Here is a 22,085-nt window from a genome sequence, read left to right as displayed (position 1 = left end):
GCCCGTCCGGGCGACCGCCCGTGTGAGGCCCCTACTTGGCCGCCGAGAACACCCCGATCCCGTTCGCGACCGCCCGCTCCGGCGGATCGCTCGGATGGTTGCGCAGCGACACGGAACTCGCCCCTGGCGCCCGCGCCACCAGCGTCGACGAGCCGCCGCCGTCCAGGCTGAACGCGTCGTTCGAGCCCAACGAGCGCATCGTGGCTGCCACCTCCGCGATCGACATGCCCGTGCGGTAGGCGGGCGCGCCGTCGAGCGCGAGCAGGATCAGCTCACGCCCGTGCTTCCCGATGCCCGCCGCCGTGCGCACCGCCGACGTCACCCCGTCGAGGCCGGGCAGCGGAGCCCCGTCGCGCAGCACTGGATAGCCGCCGACCGCGAACCGGTACGGGACCCGGGAGTGCGCCGCGACCAGGCGGTGGTGGACCGTCACCGGCTCGCCCACCGACAGCTTCCGCAGCCACTGCGCCCCGGCCTCGCGGCCGACCAGTACCGTGGCACCGGCCTCGATCGGCCCCCGGCCCGGCGTGTCGGCGGCCGCCACCGCCTTCCCGTGCCGCACCGTCACCTCGTACGTGTCCGTGCTGCACGGAGCCGCCCGCTGGGTGTCGGTGCCGCAGGTGGCCCGCACCCGCGACACGCCGCCCCAGTCCGACGTGAACGCGCCGACCGAGCCGACCGGGAGTGCGTACTGGTTGAGGCCGCCCAGCGGCACGCGGTCGTCCGGCGTGGCGACCGAACCGTCGAGGTCCATGGAGTCGAGGCGGGCCCGCCGGTCCACACCGACGCCGATGACGTCCCGGGTGGACGTGCCGGGCGGCAGGGCCGGGCCGAAGCGCTGCCCGTTCGGCACCGCCGCCTTGAGGGTGTGCCCGCTCGCGATCGCCGGGCCCACGGAGGCGCCGGTGACCTCGACGCCGGGGTGCTGGCTCTCCGTGATGTTGAAGAAGTCCCCGTTCACGCCGGCCACGGCCCCGGCCGCGTCGGACATGGCGGAGACGGTGGCCCGGGCGCCGACCGCGTCCGGGTGCAGCAGGTCGACCCGCACGCGCGGGTCGGTCAGATCGACGGTGAGGACATGGGCGTGCGCGGTGCCCTTGGCGGCGGGGACGTCGAACTCGGTGTACGTGACGCCAGGGGCGACCCGCTCGCCCGACGTGGCGCCGGCCGGCGCCGCACCCGTCAGGGCGGCACCGGCCAGCATCGACGCGACCCCGAGGGCCGCAAGGAGTCTTCTGCCTCTCTTGCCAATGCTCGTCTGCATGCGGGGAGTTCAGCAGACGCGAGGTCGCGCGTCGATGGCTACGTGCTGACGAGTCGGGAACGGATGAGGAAACGTACGCCTTCGGGTGCCTCCAGGGAGAAGCCGCTGCCCCGGCCCTCGACGACGTCCACGATCAGCCGCGTATGGCTCCACACCTCGTACTGGCTCTTCGACATCCAGAACTCCACCGGCTCCGCCACCCCCTCCACCGTGAGCTCGGCGAGCAGCACGTCGGACGCGCCCGTGCGGAACTCGCCCGCCGGATAGCACATCGGGGCGCTGCCGTCGCAGCAGCCGCCGGACTGGTGGAACATCAAGGGACCGTGGCTCTCGCGCAGCCGCCGCACCAGCTCGGCGGCCGCGGACGTCAGCTCCACGCGGGGTACGTCGGTCATGACACGCCAGTCAAAGGCACCGGACGTTGCGACCACGTTGCACGCGCGGCGGGGCGCGCGGCATAAGCTCCGCACATGGAACAGAGGGAGATCATTCTGCGGGCCATCGGCGTGCTCACCGAGACGCACGAGATGGTGCGCAGGCTCAGCGACGGCGAGGCGCTCGACACCGACCTGACCCAACTGGGGCGGCTCGTGTCGGAGGTGTTCCCGACCATCGAGATCCCGTCGGGCGCCAGCGCGGAGGAGGCCGCCGAACTCACCATCTCCGCGCTGATGCCGGCGAGCGTGTCACTGGTCGAGGCGTTCGCCTTTCTCTTCACGCAGCTCGCCAAGGTCCACGACGAGGGCCGCAGCGACGTCAGCTCCAGCGAGCTCCTCCAGGAGATCGCACTGCGGATGTCCGACCCCGGAGCCGAAGCGACCGAAGAGGAGGACTGACCCGCCCGGCCGTTACTTCTGCGGGCCCCGGAACCGGCCGAACGCCTTGCCGAGCGAACCGAACGGCGAGGCGTCCTTGCCGGCCGGGTCCGCCGCGGAGCCCGCCGCGCCCTCGCCGCGCGGCATCTCGGCGAGCGCGGCCCGCGCCGCCTCCGCCGCCTCGCGATAGCTGTCCCTGGAGCGCGTCATGGCCTCCAGCGCCTCCGCGTACTTCGTGACCATGTCCTGCGCGTGCGTCAGCTCCTCGTCGGGCGTCAGCAGGTGCCAGCCCTTGCGCAGCCGCGTCAGGGCCGCCTCCGCCTCCTCCGTGAGCGGACGCGGGAACGCGGTGAACTCCCGGATGCGGTCGAGCAGTTCCGTCGGCTCACTGCCGTCGAGGAAGACGCTGCGCACGGTGAAACGGTCCGCCACGTAGTCCGGATGCGGCGGCGTGGTCGGCAGCACGACGGCGCCGCCGCGCGGCATGCCCGCCTTGAAGTCCTTGCGCAGCCCGAAGTCCACGATCTGCGCCTGCTCCGGAGTGGCCCGGTGCTCGATCACCCGGTGCTGAAGGCTCGGCGGCAGGAACCGGGTGAGCGTGCGCTGCCCCTGGGCGTCCGGCGTCATCGCCTCGTGCACGACCACGTGCACGTACCAGCTGGAGCGCGAGCAGTCCTTGAGGAGGCGGCGCAGCGCGTCGTCGTCCTTGGGCAGGTGGTTCGGCGCCCGCAGCCGCAGCCCCGCCACCGTGTCGTGGTCCCACGGCACCCGGTCGCTGTCCGGCCAGAACATCGACGCGGGGGAGGGCCAGGACAGCTCCCAGGCCCGCTCCGCCTCCGCCGCGAGGATCCACGTGACACCCTCGGAGCCCCTCGCCCGGCTCTCCGGGTCGTACAGGGTGAGCTGGCCGCGCACGGTGACGTTCTCGGCCACGCGCCAGCGCGCCTCGAACACCCGGCGGGCACCCGGGCCCGGCACGGCGTCCGCCTCGCGCGGATGCAGCACCGTGGAACGCGAGGCGTCCTCGGGATCGAGGTCGAGGAAGTCGTCGAGCACACCCGCCGCCTTGAGGGCGATCAGGTTGCGCCGGACGTCGCGCTCGGGCTCGGACCCGAGGTGGCGTCCGCGGCCGAGCCACACGGTGTCGGGGACGGGTGTCGTGGTTGAGTTCTTCTTCGCCATGGAGTCGTTCTGTGAGTGATCGGGGCGCGACCAGTATGGGTCCGTGGGCGCGCCGGGGCCAGGGCAGGGTGGGCCGGTGTCGGGATTGTCGCGCGTGAGTGCCCGATTCGCCCTCCGTGTACCCCGGTGCGGCGTGTCCGATCCCGTACGCTCGCCGAATGGCCAGGTACTTCGACGTGCACCCAGCAAACCCGCAAGCGCGCCTGATCTCCGCGATCGCCGACGGCATCCGCGACAGCGCGCTCGTCGCCTACCCCACGGACTCCTGCTACGCGCTCGGCTGCCGGCTCGGCAACCGCTCCGGCGTCGACCGGATCCGCCAGATCCGCCAGCTCGACGACCGCCACCACTTCACCCTCGTGTGCGAGGACTTCGCCCAGCTGGGCAAGTTCGTCCACATCGACAACGACGTGTTCCGCGCCATCAAGGCCGCCACGCCCGGCAGCTACACGTTCATCCTGCCCGCGACCCGCGAGGTGCCGCGCCAGCTCCAGCACCCGAAGAAGAAGACCGTCGGCGTACGCATCCCCGACCACGTGGTGACGCAGGCGCTCCTCGCCGAGCTGGGCGAGCCGCTGCTCTCCAGCACGCTGCTGCTGCCCGGCGAGGAGGACCCGCTGACCCAGGGCTGGGAGATCAAGGAGCGGCTGGACCACCAGGTGGACGCCGTCGTCGACTCCGGGGACTGCGGCACCGTCCCCACCACGGTGATCGACTTCTCCGGCGGCGAGGCCGAGATCGTACGGCGCGGGGCCGGGGACACTGACCGGTTCGAGTGACGCGTCGGCGAGCTATTGACTCGTCGTGTTGACTCGGCTCGTCGGTTCTCTTGTGTCTCCGCGGGCCGTGCCGAGGTAGCGGATGTGCGGGCGGGCGCCGTGGCGGGTGACCTCGGCCCGCACCCCGTACACGTCCGCGATCAGTTCCTCGGTCAGTACGTCGCCGGGCTCTCCGGCCGCGACGACCCGGCCCTCGCGCAGCACGACGACGCGAGCGCAGTAGGTGGCGGCCAGGTTCAGGTCGTGCAGGGCGACGACGGACGTGATGTCCAGGGTCGCGATCAGGTCGAGCAGTTCGAGCTGGTGCTGGATGTCGAGGTGGTTCGTCGGCTCGTCGAGCAGCAGCTCGCGGGGCTCCTGCGCGAGGGCTCGCGCGATCTGCACCCGCTGGCGCTCGCCGCCGGACAGCGTGTGCCACAGTCGGTGCGCCCGGTCGCCGAGTCCGCTGCGTTCCAGGGCGGACCGCACCGCGGCCTCGTCGGCGGCCGACGCGGTCTGCCAGGCGCGGCGGTGCGGGACGCGGCCCAGGCGCACCACGTCGGCGACCGTCAACTCGACCTGGGCGTCGGACTGTTGCTGCACCATCGCGATCCGGCGGGCGGCCTGCCTGCGGCCCACCGAGGCGAGCGGGTCGCCGTCGAGGGTGACGACGCCGCTCGTCGGGGTCAGCACACCGGCCAGCAGCCGCAGGAGGGTCGACTTCCCCGAGCCGTTCGGGCCGAGCACGCCCGTGACGGTGCCGGGCTCGGGGGAGAGGTCCACCCCGTCCAGCACCAGGGCCCCGCCCGGCGACCACGACAGGCACTCGGCGCGCAGCCCCCGCTGGGAAGGAAGGCTCACCGCACACCCCGCCTGCGGTAGAGCACCAGCACGAACGCCGGCACACCGATCAGCGACGTCACCACACCCACCGGAACCTCCTGCGGTTCGAGCACCGTCCGCGCCACCGTGTCCACCCACACCAGGAACACCGCGCCCGCGAGCGCCGTCACCGGCAGCAGCCGGGCATGCCCCGATCCCACGAGGGCGCGCGCGGCGTGCGGCAGCACGAGCCCCACGAACCCGATCGCCCCGGCCGCGCTCACCAGGGCCGCCGTCAGCAGCGCCGTCACGCACAGCAGCACGATCCGGGTCCGCGCCACCCGCACACCGAGCGTGGCCGCGGCCTCCGCCCCGAAGGCGAACGCGTCGAGGGTCCGCCCGTACGCCAGACACACCACCAGCGTCACGGCGAGAACGGCCAGGCACAGCCACACCTCGGTCCAGCCGACGCCGCTGAGCGAGCCGAGCAGCCAGAACAGCACGCCGCGCGTCGTCTCCGCGTCCGCCGACGTCAGCACCACGAACGAGGTCAGCGCGGAGAACAACTGCATCGCCGCGACCCCGCACAGCACCACACGGTCGGTGCTCCCGCCCAGCGTGTGACTCAGCACGAGCACGAGCGCGAACGAACACACCGCGCCGACGAACGCCCCACCGGACACGGACACCGCGCCCCCGCCGAGCCCGAGCACCACCACCAGCACGGCCCCGGTCGACGCCCCCGACGACACACCGAGCACGAACGGATCGGCCAGCGGGTTGCGCAGCAGCGCCTGCAGCACCGTCCCGCACACCGCGAGCCCGGCCCCGCACACCGCCGCGAGCAGCGTCCGCGGCAGCCGCAGATTCCATACGATGCCGTCCCGGATCGGCGACAGGTCCGACGTACCGAGCCCGATCCGCTCACCGACCGCCGCCCACACGTCGCCGACGCGGATCTGCGCGGGCCCGATGGTGATCGCGAGGGCCACGGAGGCGCAGAGGACGGCGATCCCGAGGGCCCAGGCGAGCGTGGCGCGCGAGAGGCGCGCGGTGCGGGGAACGCCCGTACGAGAAGCGGCCGCGCTCGTCGTCACCCGCGGTGTCGTCGTCACGCGAGGGGCCGTCACTGGGCGAGCCCGAACGAGCGCAGCCCCTTGGCCACCTGCTCCACGCCGTCCACCGTCCGGATGGTCGGATTCATGGCCTGCCCGCTCAGCTTCACGTACCGCTTCTTCTTCACGGCGGTCATGTTCCGGGTCACCGGATTGCTCTCCAGGAACCGGATCTTCTGCGCGGCCGACTCCGCGGACTGCGAACGACGCGTCAGATCGCCGATGACCAGCACGTCCGGATCGCGCTCCGCGACGGTCTCCCAGTTGACCTGCGGCCACTCGGCGCGTGTGTCGTCGAAGACGTTGCGGGCGCCGAGCTCCTTGGTGACGACGCCGGGAGCGCCGCAACACCCGGCCATATAGGGCGAGTCGGAGTTGGCGAACCAGTACAGAACATCGACGCCTCGCGCATCGACCTCCGAAGTGGCCTTGCTCACCCGGGACTTGAGCTGCCGCACCAACTCCTCACCGCGCCCCTCCACGCCGAAAACCTGCGCAATATCCCGAATCTCCCCGTACACCGTGTCGAGGGTGAGCGATGTGGTCCGCACGCCATCCCCATCCCCGCCGTTGTCCTTGCCGACGCAGTCGGTGGGGGAGAGGTACGTGGGCACGCCGAGCTTCTCGAACTCCGAGCGCGGCGCCACACCGCCCTTGCTGAGCGTGTACGTGAAGGAGGCGGCGGCGAAGTCCGGTTCGGTGCCGAGCACCTTCTCGAACGACGGATACCGGTCGGCGAGCCGCGGCACCTTCGCGTTGGCCTTCTCCAGCCCCTTCAGAACCGGATCGGTCCAGGTGGCGGTCCCCACCATCCGGTCCTCGAGCCCGAGCGAGAGCATGATCTCGGCGGCCCCCTGATCGAGCGCGACGGCCCGCTTCGGGGCGTGCTCGACGCGCACGGTCTCGCCACAATTCTTCAGCGTGACACCGCGCCCACCGCCACCACCGGCCCGGTCGTCCTCGGCGGCACCGGAGGCACCACACCCGGAAAGGAACAGCGCACCCGCCAACAGCGGGGAGCAACGGCGGAGTTGACGTGCGAACAGCACGGGGATTCCTTCGCGTCCAGGGCTCATACGCGGAGCCGGCCTACGGTCCGCCCCCACGCCACGCGGCACTGGAGGCCACCAGCAGGTCTTCGGACTCGGGGTCACCCGGACGAAGCGCCTTCCCAGACCCATGACCTGCGGCCCAGTGGCAGTGGCTCCGCCCGTCACCCTCACCGCTGCGCGTCAGTTCCGGACTCCCACCGGATTCCCTGACCCGTGCGCGTAGAAATACACACAAAGGTACGACTGGCACACCGAAGCTATCACGCCCCCGAACCGGCCGTCCGCCCCTGGTTCATCCTCCGAGTCGGTGCGCGAGGTGAAGCAGATCCGCCAGGCGCAGCACCCGCCCGTCGAACCCTGGCAGCGGGACGTGGAGTGGCCGCGTCCAGCGGGCGGGAACGGCATCCAGTCCATAGAAGGCCCCCGCGAGGCCTCCGGTCACCGCGGCGACGGTGTCCGTGTCGCCGCCGAGGTCGATCGCCGCGCGTATCGCGCCCTCGAAACTGTCGGTGGTCCGCAGGGCCCAGACGGCGGATCCCAGGCACGGCCACACGGCACCGTTGAACTCGGTGGCCTGATCGGGGTGCCAGTCGGGTGCGAGGACGGTGGCGTAACGGTCGCGATGGTCCGGGTGAACATGGGTGAGGATGTCCGGAAGCGTGCCGAGGGGCTCGGCGTCCTCCAAGGTGACGCGCATGAGTCCGCGGGAAACCGCGCGGAGAACACGCCCTGTGGGCCGAACTCGAAGGGTCCCCCGAGAGCATCACCCACCGCCGAGCCGACGACCGCACCGGCCGCCCGCTGAATCCGCTTCATTGGCGCAGATTATCCGCGCCGCCCTGGGCTCGGTGTCGTGTGCGTACACGCGGATGGGGTCGAGGTGGAGCTCGTGCGGTCCGAGGCAGTCCGCGGCGAGGGTCGCCACGAGTGTTCCGCAACCGCAGGCCATGTTGCGGCCTCCTGTTCCCAAGGGCCCGCAGCACCCGCTGTGTATCCCCAGGCCGTCGGCCAGTCGGAGGCTCGGGACGTCCTTCGGGTGCACGATCACCGAGTTCCTGGGGCCTGTGGAGACGGCGCCGGTCAATCCGGGTGGCATGAGAAGCGCACGGTTCTGCGATGTATCAGGTTCGAGGACGTGCGCTGACGGTCGCACGAAGGGTGCGCCCCAGGGCTTCGGGTCGATGGCGTAGCGCCCCATGGGCACCGTCGACGGCGCCAACCGGGTTTCAGGGTCGCGCTCTGAGTCGGCGACATAGGCGTCGGGGACCTCGGGAAGCTTCTCGAGGTCGCCTGTCAGTTGAGTGCTGCACTTCGCGCAGTAGAAGACTGTCATGGCGGCCGGTTTATCCGTGGTTATTGGTCCAGTCGCGAAGTCGGCGGGCGATGGCGGCGACGCCGATGTGGCCCGCGGCGGCGTCGCGTACCAAGTCGACCGCCTCCTTGGGCGGGTAGTCGAGGCGTCGGCCGTGCAGGAGCAGGAACGCCTCGGTGGAGTGCCAGGCGAACGCGGCGTTGGAGTGTTCCAGGCACGGCAGCTTCGCCAGCGTCTGGAGAAGGGCCGCGGCCTTCAGGTTCAGCGAACCGTAGATCTCGTGGTCGAGTGCGCGTGCGTTGACGCGTGCGACCGCGGCGTACAGCGGGCCGTAGTCGTCGACCTGTGGGTCGCCTTCGAGGAGTTCGGCGGCGTGGAGGAGAAACTGGACGTCGAGCGGATGCTGAGGACTTGACTCGGTCACGCGGCGTTCCCGTGGCCCCGCCGCCCCGACTCCTTCGCTGTGAGTTCACGACGCGCCGCGGCTTCGGCGGCGCGCTGCTCGGGGCTCGGATCCAGTTCGTCCACGGCGTCCCTGAAAGCGGCACCGCTGTGGGCCATGGACTCCTGGAAGTGGGCCAGGAAGGACCGCTCGACCGCCGTCGCCCTGTCGTAGGCCGCCGACAGGATGTACTCCTGCAACGACATGTTCTGCTGCCGCGCCGCGGTCTCGATCGCCTCGCGCTGCGCCGGGTCAGGGAACCTCAGGTTGAGCGCCTTCTTGGGGTTGCCGCCACTGGACATGGTACCGACGGTACCACTGGCCCCATCGCCTCTCCAGAGATGTGCGGAGAAGGCATCAGTGCTCGGCGTGGCGCCTCACCGCCCCGCGTTGAGTGCGTCCACCGCTCCGCGTGCGTCGCCGATCGTCGCGTAGTCGACCGAGACGAAGTTGACCGGACGGCCTCGCTCGCGGGCGCAGGTGTGGGCGCGGTCGAGGAGGAAGTGGCGGGAGTTGACCTTGCCCGCGTCGAGGCGGCTGCCGCCGTTGTTGGTGATGAAGTGGTTGAGGAGGAAGAGGCGTTTGTCGTCGCCGCCGCGGTGCGGGGTGCAGGACATCTGGTCGGGGTGGCGGAAGGTGAACGGCGTCTCCATGCCGTAGCGGTAGAAGTTGCGGTACCAGGGCGCGGGGCCGTCCGCCTTCTCGGCGAACACCACGAGGCGGCGGCCACTGTGGATCATCTCGCCGAGGGTGGGCCAGGGGGCCGAGGGGTCGGCGGGTGGGCGGTGGATCAGGTCCGTCAGGCCCGCCTGTTCGAAGGCGCGCCGGGTGTCCTCGCCGGAGATGGCGTCCTGGATGATGAGGGTGACCACCTCGTCGGGGTGCGCCCGCATCCACGCGCCGATGTCGCGGAGCGTCGGCACCAGCGCGATGGCTCCCGCCCTGCACACCGAGTGGCACAGCCACAGGCCGTCGCGCGGCGGGTTGAAGCGGTTGACCGCGGATCGGACCAGGGCGCGCTGTTCCGCCGTGAAGTCGGACTCGTCGAGGCGGCCGGTGAACTCGGCGGGTGTCTCCCAGCGGTAGGTGTCGAGTTGGAGGGCGCGCGCCCCGTGGTTCAGCTGGGTCGTGATGTGCGGGTCCTGGAGCGGCCCGATGAAGTGGTCGGCGGTCGTCGACATGGCGTTGTGCGTGGTGAGGTAGGCGACCTCGTCGTAGCGGCGGTCGCACAGCTCGGTGCTGCCCTGGCACTCGCGGGCGGCGGCGGGCGACGCGGCCAGCGGCACCAGCACCATTCCGGCGACCGCCACGCACGCCGCACCGAAGCCCACACCCACGGCCCGCCCCGGCGACCGCAGCCGCTCCCGCGCGAGGCGGGGCACACGGCCCGCGAGCCCGGACCGGGTGAGCAGGCCGATCCCGGCGAGCAGCGCTCCCGCGAGGACGGGGACGAGTGCCACCCACAGGGCGGTCGCGGTGAGATGGCCGAGCGCGGCGCGCTGCACGTCGTCGATCAGCCGGGTCAGGCTCGGCGGCCAGGACGCGGGCGGCGCGACCAGCCGGCCGTCGGTGACGAGGCGGGTCACCCAGGCCAGGAGCGCGGCGAGTGCTCCGCCCGCCGCGAGCGGCAGGCCGAGGAGGGTGAGGCGGCGGCCGACCGGGCGCGGTCCGAGCAGCCAGAGCGCGGTGAGGGAGAGCAGGAGGAGGCCGACCGCGACGACTTCGAGCACGCCGACACCCACCGCCGTGTACGGGCGCACGTCGCGCAGCCCCGACAGGTCGTTGCCGGACGCCTTGAGGGTGCCGGTCAGGTCCCACGTGCCGCCGTCGACCAGCTCGCCCAACTGCGCCGCCGCACCCTCCGTGCGCTCGGCGACGGTGGCCGGCGCGAGGACGGCGAGCGCCGTGCCCAGGTCACCGTCCCCCAGCGCCGTCTCCACCTCGGGCCGCAGCCCGGCACGGTCCTTCGCCGGTACGAGCGTGAGCAGTGTGTCGGCGACCTGGCCTGCCTGCTCCTGGGTGAGCGGCAGCTCCGGCAGGCCCTTCGGCGCGCGCCCCGCCGCGAGGTCCCGCACCCCGTCGGCCAGAGCCTCGCGGAACCGGTCGAAGTCCGGCTCGGAGCGGTGCTGCACGCCCGCGACGAGATCGCCGAAGTACGTGTGCGCCAGGTCGCCGAGGTTGGCGATGACGGGGCGCAGGTCGACGACGAGCCGCAGGTCGTCCCGGTCGCCGTTGAGGTATCCGACGACGGCGTCGATCTGCTGCCGGGTGAGGTCGCGGAGCGTGTCGGGCGGCAGCACCAGCTTGATGTTGGAGGTGATCTGGGCCTCCGGCACGTCGAGCCGGGCCAGCAGATCGCGGGTGACGGGCGCGGACTTGGGGTCGACGAGGACCTCGTTGTACAGCCGGTCGTAGGTGTGCTGCTCGTCGAGGACCGCGGAGTGGAAGCCGGGGTCGAGGAGCGTGCCGCGTACGGTGGCGGTCACGCACACGGTCAGCGTGGCGACGGCGGCCACGACGAGGGCCACCGCGCGGACCACCGTATGGAGCGCGACCTTCCCCATGTCCTCGACCGTACCGGGCCTACGGCCGGCTCAGTAGTCGAGCGGGTCCCGGGCGATGGGGCAGGTCATGCAGTGGCCGCCGCCGCGCCCCCGCCCGAGTTCCGCGCCGACGATGGTGATGACCTCGACACCCGCCTTGCGCAGCAGCGTGTTCGTCTGCGTGTTCCGGTCGTAGGTGAAGACGACGCCGGGCTCGACGGCGACCGCGTTGTTTCCGCTGTCCCACTGCTGGCGCTCGGACGCGTACACGTCGCCGCCCGTCTCGATGATCTGCAGATCGCCGATGCCGAGGGCCTTCGCGACGACGTCGGTGAACGCGGCCGAGCCCTCGTCGATGACGTCGAGGCCCGGCGCCTTGTCGCTGGGCCGCAGCGTGAACGTGTGCACCGCGTCCATGATCTTCGGGTAGAGCGTCACGATGTCGTGGTCGGCGAACGTGAACACGGTGTCCAGGTGCATCGCCGAGCGCAGCTTCGGCATCCCGGCGACGATGACCCGCTCGGCGGCGCCCGCCTCGAAGAGGGAGGCCGCGACCTGCGTGATCGCCTGCCGCGACGTCCGCTCGCTCATGCCCATCAGGACGACGCCCTTGCCCACCGGCATGATGTCGCCGCCCTCGAAGCTCGCCTGCCCCCACTCCCGCTCCGGGTCGCCCCACCACACGTGCGAGCCGACGAAGTCCGGGTGGAACCGGTAGATCGCCTTCATCAGCAGCGTCTCGTCGTGCCGCGCCGGCCAGTACAGCGGGTTCATGGTGAGCCCGCCGTACAGCCAGCACGTGGTGTCGCGGGTGTAGAGGGTGTTCGGCAGAGGCGGCATCAGGTACTCGCGCACACCCGCGGTCTCGCGGGCCAGCGACACGTACGGGGAGCGGTAGTCGTCGGGCAGGTCCGTGGTGGCGAGCCCGCCGATCAGGTACTCGGCGAGCATCCGGTGGTCGAGGCCCTCAAGGAACGCGCGGGTGTCGTCGATCAGGCCGAGCCCCACCTGATTCGCGACGATCTTGCGGTCGAGGAGCCAGGACTTGGCCTCGGGGATCGCCATCGTCTCGGCCAGCAGCTCGTGCAGTTCGACGACCTCGACGCCGCGCCCGCGCAGTTTGTTGACGAAGTCCGCGTGGTCCCGCTGGGCGTTCTCCACCCACATCACGTCGTCGAACAGCAGGTCGTCCGCGTTCGTCGGGGTCAGCCTGCGGTGCGCGAGCCCCGGCGCGCACACCAGAACCTTGCGCAGCCGGCCCACCTCGGAGTGGACGCCGTACGGGACGGGAGTGGTGCTGTCGGAGTCGGTCACGGGGTGCCTCCGGAAGAGGGGTGGGACGGGTCGGGGGTCGGTCAGAGGCTGATCCAGCCGACAGCGAGGGCGACGACGCCGACGACGGCGCCGGCCACGGAGACGGCGAGGACGACCAGTTCACGCGGCGAGAACAGACGCCGGCCCTGCTCGCGGCGGGCCATCACGAAGAGCACGGTGGCCGGCGCGTAGAAGATCAGCGATACGAGGACGAACTTCAGGCCCGCCGCGTACAGCAGGAACGCCGTGTAGACGACGGCCACGCACGCGATCGTCAGCTCACGGGCCGATGTGCGGCCGCCCTCGGTGAGCGGATCGGGGCGCAGGCCGATCTTCGCGGCGAACGCGGCCGCGAGCAGATACGGGATGAGGGAGAGCGCGCTGGTCAGATCGAGCGCGAAGTTGAACGCGTCGTCGGAGAACGCGGTGAGGACGAGCACGACCTGGGTGAGCAGCGTCGTCATGACCAGGGCGGGCATGGGCACGTCGGCGGCGTTGGCGCGACGCAGGAAGCGCGGCATGTCGTCGTCCTTCGCGGCGACGAACAGCACCTCGGCCGCCATCAGCGTCCACGCGAGGTACGCGCCGAGCACCGACACGATGAGCCCGACGCTGATGAACACCTTGCCCCAGGTGCCGACGGCCTCCTCCAGGACCCCGGCCATGGACGGCTGGCGCAGCTCGGCGATCTCGCTCATCGGCATGATCCCGTAGCTGACGATCACGACGGAGGCGAAGATGGCGAAGACGCTCAGGAAGCCGAGGACCGTGGCCCGGCCGACGTCCTCGCGGCGCTTGGCGTGCCGCGAGTACACGCTGGCGCCCTCGACGCCGAGGAAGACGAAGACGGTCGCCAGCATCGTGCCCTTGACCTGGCTGAACAGGGAGCCCGCGTAGTCGGCGCCGCCCCAGTTCTCCGCGAAGACGCCCGGGTCGAAGAAGACCAGCGCCAGGATCACGAAGATGACGATCGGCACGACCTTCGCGACCGTGACGATCCGGTTGATGGCCGCGGCCTCCTTCACGCCCCGCCGGATCATCAGGAAGAACGCCCACAGGCCGACCGAGGAGAGGATCACCGCGAGCGCGGTGTCGCCCTCCCCGAGGCTCGACCAGATGGTGCCGACGGTCGACATGATCAGCACCCAGTACGTCACGTTGCCGACGCAGGAGCTGGCCCAGTAGCCGAAGGCGGAGAAGAAGCCCACGTACTCGCCGAAGCCGGCCTTCGCGTACGCGTAGACGCCCGCGTCCAGGTCGGGGCGGCGCACGGCGAGGGACTGGAAGACGAAGGCGAGCATCAGCATGCCGGTACCGGCGATCGCCCAGGAGATCAGCGCGCCCGCCACGCCCGTCTGCTCGGCGAACCGGGCCGGGAGCGAGAACACCCCGGCGCCGACCATGGAGCCGATGACCATGGTCGTGAGGGTGAACAGGGCAAGCTTCGCGGGCGGTGCGGAGGCCTGCTGCTCCATCTCCGTCCCCTTCGGTCGTAGTGCGGACGAAGCCGGTCCGCTCGGAGACAGTTTTCTACCAAGGTGTTGAGTGGTGCACCTTTTGTGAAGAGTGCGGCGTAGGCGGCGGCCGAATCCCAAATGGCCGATCGCTTCGGATGTGGGCAGCATGGTGCGAGCCGTCTCAGGAGAAGGACAAGCAGCCATGCATTCCTCATTGACTCCGACGATCCTGCGCGAGCTGCGCGAGCCGCGCTCCTATCCCGCCGTCTCCCTCGCGATGCCGACCCACCGCACCCGACCGGACAACGAGCAGGACCCGGTGCGGCTCGGCAACCTCGTCAGCGAGGCGGAGCGACAGCTCTCGGCGGACCCGGCGGTGACGAAGGAACTGCAGGAGGACGTCGTCGGCCAGCTCAAGGCCGCGGTGCAGGAGGTCGACCCGGCGCAGGCGCGCGAGGGGCTCGTCCTCTTCGCGGCCCCCGGGGAGCACCAGGCGTGGGTCGTGGACCGGGAGGTACCCGAGCGGGTCGTGGTCGCCGACACCTTCCTCACCCGCAACCTGGTGGCCGCCGACGCCGCGCTGCACCCCTACTGGGTGCTGTCCTTGGCGGCCGACCGCATCACGCTGTGGGACGGCCGCGGCGACCGCGTCACCGAGAACACCGAGCACGGCTTCCCGCTGACCCGCAGCCTCGAGGACCCCGACGTCGAGCGCAAGGAACGCATCGGCGACGTGCCCAGCACCTTCCGCGACGAACAGACCCGCCAGTTCTTCCGCGACGCCGACACCGAACTCAGCGACGTGCTCGGCGAGGACCCCAGGCCGCTCTACGTCACCGGGGAGTCGGCCGCCCTCACCCTTCTGGCGGATTCCGGCAGCGCCGCGCGCGGCGCGATCGAGGTGCAGGTCGGTGGGCTCGCCCAGGCCACACCCGAGGAGGTCGCGCAGGCGGTGGCGCCGGCCCGTGAGGAGGCGGCGCGGCTCGAGGTCGCCGAGGCGCTCGACCAGTTGGAGGAGGCCCGCGGCGAGAAGAAGTACGCGGCGGGCGTCGACGAGGTGTGGCAGGAGGCCCAGGACGGCCGGATCCGCCGCCTCGTCGTCGAGGAGAACTACCGGATCACCGTGCGGGCCGGCGACGGCCACCTCGAACCGGCCGCCGACGACGACCTCGACGCCGTGCACGACATCGTCGACGAGGTCGTGGAGTCCGCCCTGGAGACCGGCGCGGAGGTGGTGTTCGTCCCCGACGAAACCCTCGCGGACGCCGGGCGCGTCGCCGCGGTGCTGAGGTTCTGATGCGCGCGCGGACCACGATCGCACCGCTCGCCTGCGCGCTGGCCGGAGTGCTGGCGCTGACGGCCTGCGGCACGGACAGCGACAAGGACACCAAGGCCAGCCCCAGCTCCTCCGCCTCGTCCCCCGACGCCTCCCGGTTCTCCGGCACCCCGCCTTCGGCGCTGAAGTCGAAGAAGGAGTCCATCAAGGCGTCCGCGTCCGAGGCGGCGAAGTCGGCTTCGGCGCGCGCCAGTTCGTTCGAGGCGTCGGTCTCGGCCGACGTGGAGCGCAACCGGCAGGAGTTCACCAAGCAGCTCGACAAGGCCAAGGGCCAGGGCAACGCGGTGCGCGACGTCGAGCTGACCGGCAAGCGGCTCTCCGACACCAAGGGCGTGCGCGCCGTCGTCGTGCACATCACCAACACGACCGAGAAGACCGCCTCGTACGCCGTGCAGGTCGACTTCAGCGACCCCGACGGCAAGGTCGTCGAGACCAAGGTCGTCGGGGCCAAGGACCTGAAGGCGGGGGAGCGGGCGCAGCCGCTGGCGATCAGCAGCAAGCCCCCCGAGCCCCACCTCAAGGCCAGCGTCGCGAAGGCGCAGCGGTACTAGGCGGCCGCCGTCTCCCGCGTCGCGGCCGTGGACCCGGCCGCGACGCGCTGCTCGAAGTGCGCGCGCAGCCGCAGCGTGCACCAGATGCCGAGCGCCGAGATCACCATCAGCGCCACCGCGGGCGGCCAGTACGCGCCGCCCGCGAGCGACGACAGCCAGACCGCGGTGACCGGGGCGAAGCCCGCGAACACCATGTTGCACACCTGGTACGACAGCGAGATGCCGGTGTACCGCACGTGCGGGGCGAAGCCGTCGGCGAGGATCGCGGCCATCGGCCCGTACAGCGCCGACATCACGAGCCGCATCGCCAGCATCATCAGATAGATCAGCGCGACACTGCCGCCGCCGAGCACCATGAACTGCGGGATCGACAGCAGCACGACCCCGGCGAGCCCCGCCACGACGACCTTGTGCGCGCCCACCTTGTCGCCGAGCAGCGACAGGAGCGGTGTCACCACGAGCTCCAGGAACGCCGCCAGCGAGAGGCCGTTGAGCAGCATCGACTCCGACAGGTGCAGCGAATCGGTGCCGTACGAGAGCAGATAGCTGGTTACGACGTAGTAGCCGCCGGTCGCGGTGGCGAGCGCGAACACGCCGGTCAGGACCGTCCGCCAGTCCTTGTGCAGCACCTCGGCGACGGGCAGCCGGCTCGGCGTCGCCTTCTCGGCCTCGGCGGCGTGGATGTCCTCCATCACCGGCGAGTCCTCCAGCTTGGCGCGCACCACCAGGCCGATCACGACGAGCACGGCGGAGGCCAGGAACGGCACGCGCCAGCCCCAGCTGTTGAACGCGGACTCGCCGAACAGGTTCATGAGGCTGAACATGCCGGTGGACAGCAACGCGCCCACGGACGAGCCGAGTTGGGCGAAGGAGCCGAAGAACGTGGCCTTGCCCTCGGGCGCGTTCTCCACCGCGATCAGTACGGCGCCGCCCCACTCGCCGCCGATGGCGATGCCCTGGATGAGGCGCAGCGTGATCAGGAGGATCGGCGAGAGGACGCCGACCTGGTCGTACGTCGGCAGCAGACCGATGGCGAACGAGGCGATGCCCATCATCAGCAACGTGATGACGAGCGTCTTCTTGCGGCCGACGCGGTCACCGATGTGCCCGAAGACGATGCCGCCGAGCGGCCGCAGCAGAAAGCCCACGGCGAACGTCGCGAACGAGGAGATGGTCTTCAGCGCAGTGGGCATGTCGGCGGGGAAGAACACGTCGTTGAACACGATCGCGGCAGCGGTGGCGAAGGCGTAGAAGTCGTACCACTCGATGGAAGTCCCGGACAGCGCGGCGAACGCGGTCCGGAACGGACTCTGGGGCGTACGGGAGGTGGTGCGGTCCGACAAGGGGACCTCCGGCGATGAGTGCGGGTTGGGGACGGGTGGGGGGGTGCGTCTTCTTCTTTTTCTGGGGGGAGTTGCGGACTACGCCGACCAGGCGCGGCTGCCGCCGACCCACGTCTCCCGCACACGGATCCCGGCCACCTCGTCGACGGCCACGGTCAGCGGATCCGCGTCGAGCACGCAGAAGTCGGCCAGCATCCCCGGCGCGAGCGCGCCCACCGCGTGCTCACGGTGCAAGGCCCACGCCGCCGCCCCGGTGTGCGCGTGCAGCCCCTCCGCGACGGACAGCCGCAGCGACGCGTCGCCCAGCACCGTGCCGAGCACCGTCCGGCGCGTCGCCGCCGCGGACACCGCCTCGAGCGGCGCGGGCGGCGCGACGGGCGCGTCGGAGGAGAACACGACCGGCACCCCGGCCGCGGCGCAGCGCCCCGCCGGGTTGTACCGGTGCCCCATGTCGCCGATCGCGGTCAACGTGCCGTCGCCGGTGCGCAGATGGTGCTGCGGCTGCATGACGGGGACGACGCCGAGCGCGCCCATCCGCTCGATCTGCTCGTCCGTCGGAAGCCCGGAGTGCTCGACGCGGTGCCGCATGTCGGGCCGCTCCCGGTCGGCCTGCGCCTTCTCGATGGCGTCGAGCACCATGCCGATGGCGTACGGGGACTGGGCGTGCGTCGCGGTCTGCAGCCCTGCGGCGTGGGCGCGCCGCACGATCTCCGCGTACTCCTCGACGGAGTGGTACAGCTGCCCGTGGTGGCAGCAGTCGGCGGCGTACCCCTCGGGGAAGTACGCGGTCCAGCCGCCGAGCGTGCCGTCGGCGTAGAACTTCACGCCCTGGATGCCGAATCGGTCGTCGCCGAAGCCGCGCACGGCGCCGAGCTCGAGCGCGGTGTCGAGCAGCGCGGAGGTCAGGTAGGCGGAGACACGCATGCGCAGCGAGCCGTCCGAGCGCGCCCGCAGATACGTCTCCATCTCGCGCCGCGACACCTGCGCATCGCCGATCGTGGTGACACCGGCCGCGAGGAACACCTCCTGGGCGCGCAGCAGGTGGTCGGCCATGATGTCGTCGGGTTCGGAGAGGTGGAAGTTCGGGCCGTGGTTGCCGATCTTCACGCCGGCCGGTCCCGTCAGCAGGTCGCAGGCGGCGTCCCAGAGCTGTCCGTCGGGCTCGCCGTTCTCGAAGCGGCCGATGGAGCCGCCCTCGGGCTGCGGCGTGCCGGCGGTGATCCGGCAGGTGCGCAGGGTGTGCGAGTTGACGACGCCGCCGTGCCCGGACGCGTTCATCACGTAGACCTCGCGGTCGTCGGCGACGCGGTCCAGGTCGTGGCAGCTGGGGTGGCGGCCCTCGGCGAGCCGCCGGTGCTCGTAGCCGAAGCCGCGCACCGGCACCCCGGCAGGCAGGTCGCGGGCCGCCTCGCGCAGCACCTCGACCATCGTGTCGATGTCGCCGACGCGTTCGGGCCGCAGGTCGACCCAGGCGAGCGCCTGCCCGTACATCACCGGGTGGCAGTGGGCGTCGACGAAGCCGGGGTGCACGAGGCCGCCGTCGAGCCGCAGCTCCTCGTCGACACGGCCGCCGAGCGCGGCGCGGGCCTCCTCGGCGGTGCCGACGTGCACGACGCGCTCGCCGCGCACGGCGAGCGCCTCCGCCCTGCCATCGGTACCGGGGACCGCGACGGCGGCGCCGGTGACAAGGAGCGTGGACTCGGGGGAGTGGGGCATGGCAGGCCTGCTTTCGACCGGGAACGTACAGGAGAGCGCCGACAGACGATTCGGCTCGCTGAACCATAGAGAGCGAACGACTGATTGACCAGAGGATGCAGCGAAGAATGTTTGTAAAGTTGAATCGCCGCTCTGGTTCCGTATCGACTGTGTGAGTGCTCCCGGTCGTCGGGTCAGTCCGTGCGCGGCCCCAAGTCGTACCGCTCCTTGACGAGTTCGAGGTGCAGCCAGCTCTCCACCTCGCGCACGGCCGGAAGCTCCCGCATCTCCTCGAGCGTGCCGCGCACCGCCGCGAACGATTCGGCGGTGATCGTGCCGACCAGCTCGGCGCGGCCCAGGCAGGTCGACAGGAACGTGACGCGCTCGAAGGCGGCGACCCGCTCGGCGACGTCCGCCGCCGCGCCGTCGACCCGCAGGCTGAACCCGCACAGGTATCCCATGCCGAGCACGTCCGGGCGGACGAGCGCCACCACCTTCGCGACACCACCGTCGAGCAGCCGCAGGGTGCGCGCCCGGGTGGCGCCCGCCGACAGGCCGACGCGCGCCGCGAGCTCCGCGAACGCCAGGCGGCCGTCGTCCTCCAGCTCGGCGAGGATCCGCTCGTCCACCGCGTCGAGCGCGGTCACCGTCGGCTCCCGCGTGAGGAGGTAGGGGTCCTTCACGTGCCGGGTCGCCATGAGCGTGTCGACCGCGCGCACCCCCGGCAGCGCCCGGATCCGCTCGATGGTCCGGTCGAGCGCGCCGAAGCCCGCCGTCCGCAGCTCCGTCATGATCGCCCGCCGCCCGCTGGTCAGCGTCACGAACGGCGCCTCCGGCAGCGCGGCGATCGCCCGCGCCACCGGCCCGGCGGCCCCGTCCGTGTCGATCGACAGATGTGCCGAGGCGGACAGCTCCCGCACGGCCGGGTGCACGATCGCCACGACCCGCACGGCCCCCGACTCCTGGAGCCGCTGCACCCGCATCCGCGCCGCGGGCCGCGACAGGCCCACGCGCTGCGCCAGCGTCTCGTACGTGAGACGGCCGTCCGTCTGCAGCTCGCGCACGATGCCCAGGTCGGTCTCGTCGAGATCCACGTGCTGTTCCCCTCAGCGGTTCGGTTCGGCCCGGCCGTGGGCCGGCCGGGCGCCCGCTCATTGTCGGTCACCGGGTGGGCCGTCGTCTCGTCCGGCCTGGACAAGCGACGCAATCGAAACGTAGGTTCAACCCTCGTAAGCCGATCGAATCATTCATGAGTGCCCTGGAGGATGGTGTGCCGCGACCCGTCGTCGTGATCACCGACACCGAGGAGCTCGACCCGGAGCCCGGGGTCAAGCTCCTCACCGACGCAGGCTGGGAGGTGCGGATCGCCGGCAGTCGCGACCCGGAGGTGATCGCCGCCGCCGCGCACGACGCGGACGCGCTGATCGTCGGGTACGCGCGCGTGGACGCGGACCTCCTCGACCGCACCCCCACGGTGCGCATGCTCGCCACCATGTCCGCCGGATACGACATGATCGACATCGCGGAGGCGGAGCGCAGGGGCCTGTGGGTGGCGAACCTGCCGGGCGCCGCGACCGAGGACGTCGCCGTGCACGCGCTCGCCCAGACGCTCGCCCTGGCCCGCCGCCTCCCGCAGGCCGACGCCGTCGTCAGGTCCGGCGGCTGGAGCGCCGACCTGCGCGAAGTGCCGCGCCGTACGAGCGAGTTGACGCTCGGCCTCGTCGGCATGGGGCGCATCGCCCGCACCTTCGCTCGCGTCGCCGCGCCCCTCTTCGGCCGGATCGCCGCCCACGACCCGCGCGCCACGGACTGGCCCGAGGGCGTCGAACGCCTCGACCTGGACGCGCTGGTGGCCGAGGCCGACGTCCTCTCCCTGCACGTCCCGTCCACGCCGCAGACGCAGGGCATGGTCGACACCGGCCTCCTGTCCCGTATGCGGCCCGGCAGTCTCCTCGTCAATGTCTCGCGCGGTGACCTCGTCCAACCGGACGCCCTGCTCGCCGCCCTCGACAGCGGCCGGCTCGCCGGAGCCGCGCTCGACGTCTTCCCCGCCGAACCGCCCGCCGCCGACGACCGGCTGCGCTCCCACCCGCGCCTGCTGCTCTCCCCGCACAGCGCCTTCCTCTCCGACGCCTCGCTGCGCGCCTACGTCACCGAGCCCGCGCGCAACGTCCTCGCCTGGTGGGCCACGGGACGCCCGCACACCCCCGTCGTCGACCCCACCGCCTCTCGTACCGAAGGAGCACTCGCGTGACCGACATCCTCACCGCCCCCGTCACGGCCGACGAGGCCGCCCAGGAAGAGCTGCGGCTGCGCCGCGAACTCGCCGCCGTCTACCGGCTGGTGGCGCACTTCCGCATGACCGACCTGATCTTCACGCACATCTCGCAGCGCCTGCCCGGCCCGGACAACCACTTCCTGATCAACCCGTACGGCCTGCTCTTCGAGGAGATCACCGCCTCGAACCTGGTCAAGATCGACCTCGACGGCAACGCGGTCGAGCCGAGCCCGCACCCCGTCAACCCGGCCGGCTTCATGATCCACAGTGCGATCCACAAGGCCCGCCCCGACGCCCACTGCGTGTTGCACACCCACACCAAGGCGGGCTGCGCCGTCGCCGCCCAGCAGGGCGGACTGCTCCCCGTCAACCAGATGTCGATGGAGTTCCACAACCGCGTCGGCTACCACGACTACGAGGGCGTGGCCCTCAACTACGACGAGCAGCGGCGCCTGGTCGAGGACCTCGGCACGCACCCGGCGCTGATCCTGCGCAACCACGGCCTGCTGACCGTCGGCGAGAGCGCCAAGCAGGCGTTCCTGCGCATGTACTACCTGGAGAAGGCCTGCGAGATCCAGGTGACCGCCCAGGCCGGCGGGCAGCTGATCATCCCGTCCGAGCAGGTCTGCGAGTACACGGCGCAGCAGCTCACCGGCGAGGGCGAGGCCTCCTCCGACATCGAGGACGACATCGCCTACGACCTGGCGTGGGGCGCCCTGCTGCGGCTCGTCGAGCGGATCGCCCCCGACTACAAGGAGTGAGCGTGCGGCGGTGGCGCGGCCGGGGTGTACTGAAGGGGACGCCCC

Annotated in this window: 21 protein-coding genes, 1 pseudogene and 1 riboswitch; of the genes and pseudogenes, 6 read left to right on the top strand and 16 right to left on the bottom strand. The window is 71.5% G+C overall.

The window, feature by feature from the left end:
• Positions 1-31: 31 nt before the first annotated feature.
• Together ACTWJ8_RS01635 and ACTWJ8_RS01630 are read right to left on the bottom strand one after the other, a co-directional pair.
• Positions 32-1,264 (bottom strand): phosphodiester glycosidase family protein, encoded by a 1,233-nt coding sequence (locus tag ACTWJ8_RS01635; protein ID WP_443262488.1) that lies wholly within the window; start codon positions 1,262-1,264, stop codon positions 32-34.
• A gap of 38 nt (positions 1,265-1,302) precedes the next feature.
• Positions 1,303-1,659: a DUF779 domain-containing protein gene (locus ACTWJ8_RS01630; RefSeq protein WP_356381939.1), complete on the bottom strand. Its 357-nt coding sequence runs from the start codon at positions 1,657-1,659 to the stop codon at positions 1,303-1,305.
• A 75-nt stretch (positions 1,660-1,734) separates the two neighbouring features.
• Here ACTWJ8_RS01630 and ACTWJ8_RS01625 point away from each other — a divergent pair, with 75 nt between their 5' ends.
• On the top strand, positions 1,735-2,100 hold the full coding sequence (locus ACTWJ8_RS01625) for a hypothetical protein (protein ID WP_356381942.1): 366 nt from the start codon (positions 1,735-1,737) through the stop codon (positions 2,098-2,100).
• A 12-nt stretch (positions 2,101-2,112) separates the two neighbouring features.
• Here ACTWJ8_RS01625 and ACTWJ8_RS01620 read toward each other — a convergent pair whose 3' ends face one another.
• Entirely contained in the window at positions 2,113-3,261 is a 1,149-nt protein-coding gene (locus ACTWJ8_RS01620; RefSeq protein ID WP_356381944.1) for a hypothetical protein, read from the bottom strand.
• 158 nt (positions 3,262-3,419) lie between these two features.
• Between ACTWJ8_RS01620 and ACTWJ8_RS01615 the strand changes: the two genes are divergently transcribed.
• Positions 3,420-4,040 (top strand): L-threonylcarbamoyladenylate synthase, encoded by a 621-nt coding sequence (locus ACTWJ8_RS01615; RefSeq protein WP_356381946.1) that lies wholly within the window; start codon positions 3,420-3,422, stop codon positions 4,038-4,040.
• Positions 4,041-4,052: 12 nt separating this feature from the next.
• Here ACTWJ8_RS01615 and ACTWJ8_RS01610 read toward each other — a convergent pair whose 3' ends face one another.
• The 10 genes and pseudogenes from ACTWJ8_RS01610 to ACTWJ8_RS01565 all read right to left on the bottom strand — a co-directional run bounded on the left by ACTWJ8_RS01610 (position 4,053) and on the right by ACTWJ8_RS01565 (position 14,094).
• Positions 4,053-4,880, bottom strand: coding sequence for an ABC transporter ATP-binding protein (locus ACTWJ8_RS01610; protein ID WP_443262487.1), 828 nt, complete (start codon positions 4,878-4,880; stop codon positions 4,053-4,055).
• Complete coding sequence (locus tag ACTWJ8_RS01605; RefSeq protein ID WP_443262486.1) at positions 4,877-5,956, bottom strand: FecCD family ABC transporter permease; 1,080 nt, start codon at positions 5,954-5,956, stop codon at positions 4,877-4,879. Before ACTWJ8_RS01605 ends, ACTWJ8_RS01610 begins: the two co-directional genes overlap by 4 nt.
• An 11-nt stretch (positions 5,957-5,967) precedes the next feature.
• Entirely contained in the window at positions 5,968-7,032 is a 1,065-nt protein-coding gene (locus ACTWJ8_RS01600) for an ABC transporter substrate-binding protein (protein ID WP_443262485.1), read from the bottom strand.
• Positions 7,033-7,068: 36 nt separating this feature from the next.
• Positions 7,069-7,271: riboswitch (cobalamin riboswitch) on the bottom strand.
• Between the two features lie 29 nt (positions 7,272-7,300).
• Positions 7,301-7,708, bottom strand: a pseudogene (locus ACTWJ8_RS01595) (ADP-ribosylglycohydrolase family protein); the annotation flags it as partial.
• 63 nt (positions 7,709-7,771) lie between these two features.
• Positions 7,772-8,341, bottom strand: coding sequence for a hypothetical protein (locus ACTWJ8_RS01590; RefSeq protein ID WP_443262484.1), 570 nt, complete (start codon positions 8,339-8,341; stop codon positions 7,772-7,774).
• Positions 8,342-8,351: 10 nt separating this feature from the next.
• Complete coding sequence (locus ACTWJ8_RS01585) at positions 8,352-8,744, bottom strand: fic family toxin-antitoxin system, toxin component (protein WP_443262483.1); 393 nt, start codon at positions 8,742-8,744, stop codon at positions 8,352-8,354.
• Positions 8,741-9,064 carry a type II toxin -antitoxin system TacA 1-like antitoxin gene (locus ACTWJ8_RS01580; protein WP_356381954.1) on the bottom strand — a complete coding sequence of 108 codons (324 nt, stop codon included), beginning with the start codon at positions 9,062-9,064 and terminating at the stop codon, positions 8,741-8,743. Before ACTWJ8_RS01580 ends, ACTWJ8_RS01585 begins: the two co-directional genes overlap by 4 nt.
• 75 nt (positions 9,065-9,139) lie before the next feature.
• The gene (locus ACTWJ8_RS01575) at positions 9,140-11,326 is read right to left on the bottom strand and encodes a hypothetical protein (RefSeq protein ID WP_443262482.1); all 2,187 of its coding nucleotides are present in this window, start codon (positions 11,324-11,326) and stop codon (positions 9,140-9,142) included.
• A 30-nt stretch (positions 11,327-11,356) separates the two neighbouring features.
• Positions 11,357-12,619 carry an arginine deiminase gene (locus tag ACTWJ8_RS01570; protein WP_356381960.1) on the bottom strand — a complete coding sequence of 421 codons (1,263 nt, stop codon included), beginning with the start codon at positions 12,617-12,619 and terminating at the stop codon, positions 11,357-11,359.
• Positions 12,620-12,660: 41 nt separating this feature from the next.
• Positions 12,661-14,094, bottom strand: a complete 1,434-nt coding sequence (locus ACTWJ8_RS01565; RefSeq protein ID WP_356381962.1) for a basic amino acid/polyamine antiporter — start codon at positions 14,092-14,094, stop codon at positions 12,661-12,663.
• A gap of 184 nt (positions 14,095-14,278) precedes the next feature.
• Here ACTWJ8_RS01565 and ACTWJ8_RS01560 point away from each other — a divergent pair, with 184 nt between their 5' ends.
• Both ACTWJ8_RS01560 and ACTWJ8_RS01555 read left to right on the top strand, forming a co-directional pair.
• Positions 14,279-15,373, top strand: a complete 1,095-nt coding sequence (locus ACTWJ8_RS01560; protein ID WP_443262481.1) for a baeRF3 domain-containing protein — start codon at positions 14,279-14,281, stop codon at positions 15,371-15,373.
• The gene (locus tag ACTWJ8_RS01555; protein WP_356381968.1) at positions 15,373-15,963 is read left to right on the top strand and encodes a hypothetical protein; all 591 of its coding nucleotides are present in this window, start codon (positions 15,373-15,375) and stop codon (positions 15,961-15,963) included. Before ACTWJ8_RS01560 ends, ACTWJ8_RS01555 begins: the two co-directional genes overlap by 1 nt.
• Here ACTWJ8_RS01555 and ACTWJ8_RS01550 read toward each other — a convergent pair.
• The 3 genes from ACTWJ8_RS01550 to ACTWJ8_RS01540 form a co-directional block, all read right to left on the bottom strand.
• The gene (locus tag ACTWJ8_RS01550) at positions 15,960-17,306 is read right to left on the bottom strand and encodes an MFS transporter (protein WP_443262480.1); all 1,347 of its coding nucleotides are present in this window, start codon (positions 17,304-17,306) and stop codon (positions 15,960-15,962) included. The genes ACTWJ8_RS01555 and ACTWJ8_RS01550 overlap by 4 nt on opposite strands.
• 78 nt (positions 17,307-17,384) lie before the next feature.
• The gene (locus ACTWJ8_RS01545; RefSeq protein ID WP_443262479.1) at positions 17,385-19,022 is read right to left on the bottom strand and encodes an amidohydrolase; all 1,638 of its coding nucleotides are present in this window, start codon (positions 19,020-19,022) and stop codon (positions 17,385-17,387) included.
• A 173-nt stretch (positions 19,023-19,195) separates the two neighbouring features.
• The gene (locus tag ACTWJ8_RS01540) at positions 19,196-20,095 is read right to left on the bottom strand and encodes an Lrp/AsnC family transcriptional regulator (protein ID WP_443262478.1); all 900 of its coding nucleotides are present in this window, start codon (positions 20,093-20,095) and stop codon (positions 19,196-19,198) included.
• A gap of 155 nt (positions 20,096-20,250) precedes the next feature.
• Here ACTWJ8_RS01540 and ACTWJ8_RS01535 point away from each other — a divergent pair, with 155 nt between their 5' ends.
• Both ACTWJ8_RS01535 and ACTWJ8_RS01530 read left to right on the top strand, forming a co-directional pair.
• Positions 20,251-21,255 carry a C-terminal binding protein gene (locus ACTWJ8_RS01535; protein ID WP_443262477.1) on the top strand — a complete coding sequence of 335 codons (1,005 nt, stop codon included), beginning with the start codon at positions 20,251-20,253 and terminating at the stop codon, positions 21,253-21,255.
• The gene (locus ACTWJ8_RS01530; RefSeq protein WP_356381982.1) at positions 21,252-22,040 is read left to right on the top strand and encodes a class II aldolase/adducin family protein; all 789 of its coding nucleotides are present in this window, start codon (positions 21,252-21,254) and stop codon (positions 22,038-22,040) included. The genes ACTWJ8_RS01535 and ACTWJ8_RS01530 overlap by 4 nt, the downstream gene beginning before the upstream one ends.
• Positions 22,041-22,085: the final 45 nt, after the last annotated feature.

This window comes from Streptomyces sp. SDT5-1, from assembly GCF_052245995.1.
Classification (GTDB): Bacteria; Actinomycetota; Actinomycetes; order Streptomycetales; family Streptomycetaceae; genus Streptomyces.
This window is presented reverse-complemented; position numbering and strand designations above follow the sequence as displayed.

Coding starts and splice junctions, on each gene's coding strand:
- ACTWJ8_RS01635 (WP_443262488.1), bottom strand. CDS start 1,264: ATGCAGACGAGCATTGGCAAGAGAGGCAGAAGACTCCTTGCGGCCCTC.
- ACTWJ8_RS01630 (WP_356381939.1), bottom strand. CDS start 1,659: ATGACCGACGTACCCCGCGTGGAGCTGACGTCCGCGGCCGCCGAGCTG.
- ACTWJ8_RS01625 (WP_356381942.1), top strand. CDS start 1,735: ATGGAACAGAGGGAGATCATTCTGCGGGCCATCGGCGTGCTCACCGAG.
- ACTWJ8_RS01620 (WP_356381944.1), bottom strand. CDS start 3,261: ATGGCGAAGAAGAACTCAACCACGACACCCGTCCCCGACACCGTGTGG.
- ACTWJ8_RS01615 (WP_356381946.1), top strand. CDS start 3,420: ATGGCCAGGTACTTCGACGTGCACCCAGCAAACCCGCAAGCGCGCCTG.
- ACTWJ8_RS01600 (WP_443262485.1), bottom strand. CDS start 7,032: ATGAGCCCTGGACGCGAAGGAATCCCCGTGCTGTTCGCACGTCAACTC.
- ACTWJ8_RS01590 (WP_443262484.1), bottom strand. CDS start 8,341: ATGACAGTCTTCTACTGCGCGAAGTGCAGCACTCAACTGACAGGCGAC.
- ACTWJ8_RS01580 (WP_356381954.1), bottom strand. CDS start 9,064: ATGTCCAGTGGCGGCAACCCCAAGAAGGCGCTCAACCTGAGGTTCCCT.
- ACTWJ8_RS01575 (WP_443262482.1), bottom strand. CDS start 11,326: ATGGGGAAGGTCGCGCTCCATACGGTGGTCCGCGCGGTGGCCCTCGTC.
- ACTWJ8_RS01565 (WP_356381962.1), bottom strand. CDS start 14,094: ATGGAGCAGCAGGCCTCCGCACCGCCCGCGAAGCTTGCCCTGTTCACC.
- ACTWJ8_RS01560 (WP_443262481.1), top strand. CDS start 14,279: ATGCATTCCTCATTGACTCCGACGATCCTGCGCGAGCTGCGCGAGCCG.
- ACTWJ8_RS01555 (WP_356381968.1), top strand. CDS start 15,373: ATGCGCGCGCGGACCACGATCGCACCGCTCGCCTGCGCGCTGGCCGGA.
- ACTWJ8_RS01545 (WP_443262479.1), bottom strand. CDS start 19,022: ATGCCCCACTCCCCCGAGTCCACGCTCCTTGTCACCGGCGCCGCCGTC.
- ACTWJ8_RS01535 (WP_443262477.1), top strand. CDS start 20,251: ATGAGTGCCCTGGAGGATGGTGTGCCGCGACCCGTCGTCGTGATCACC.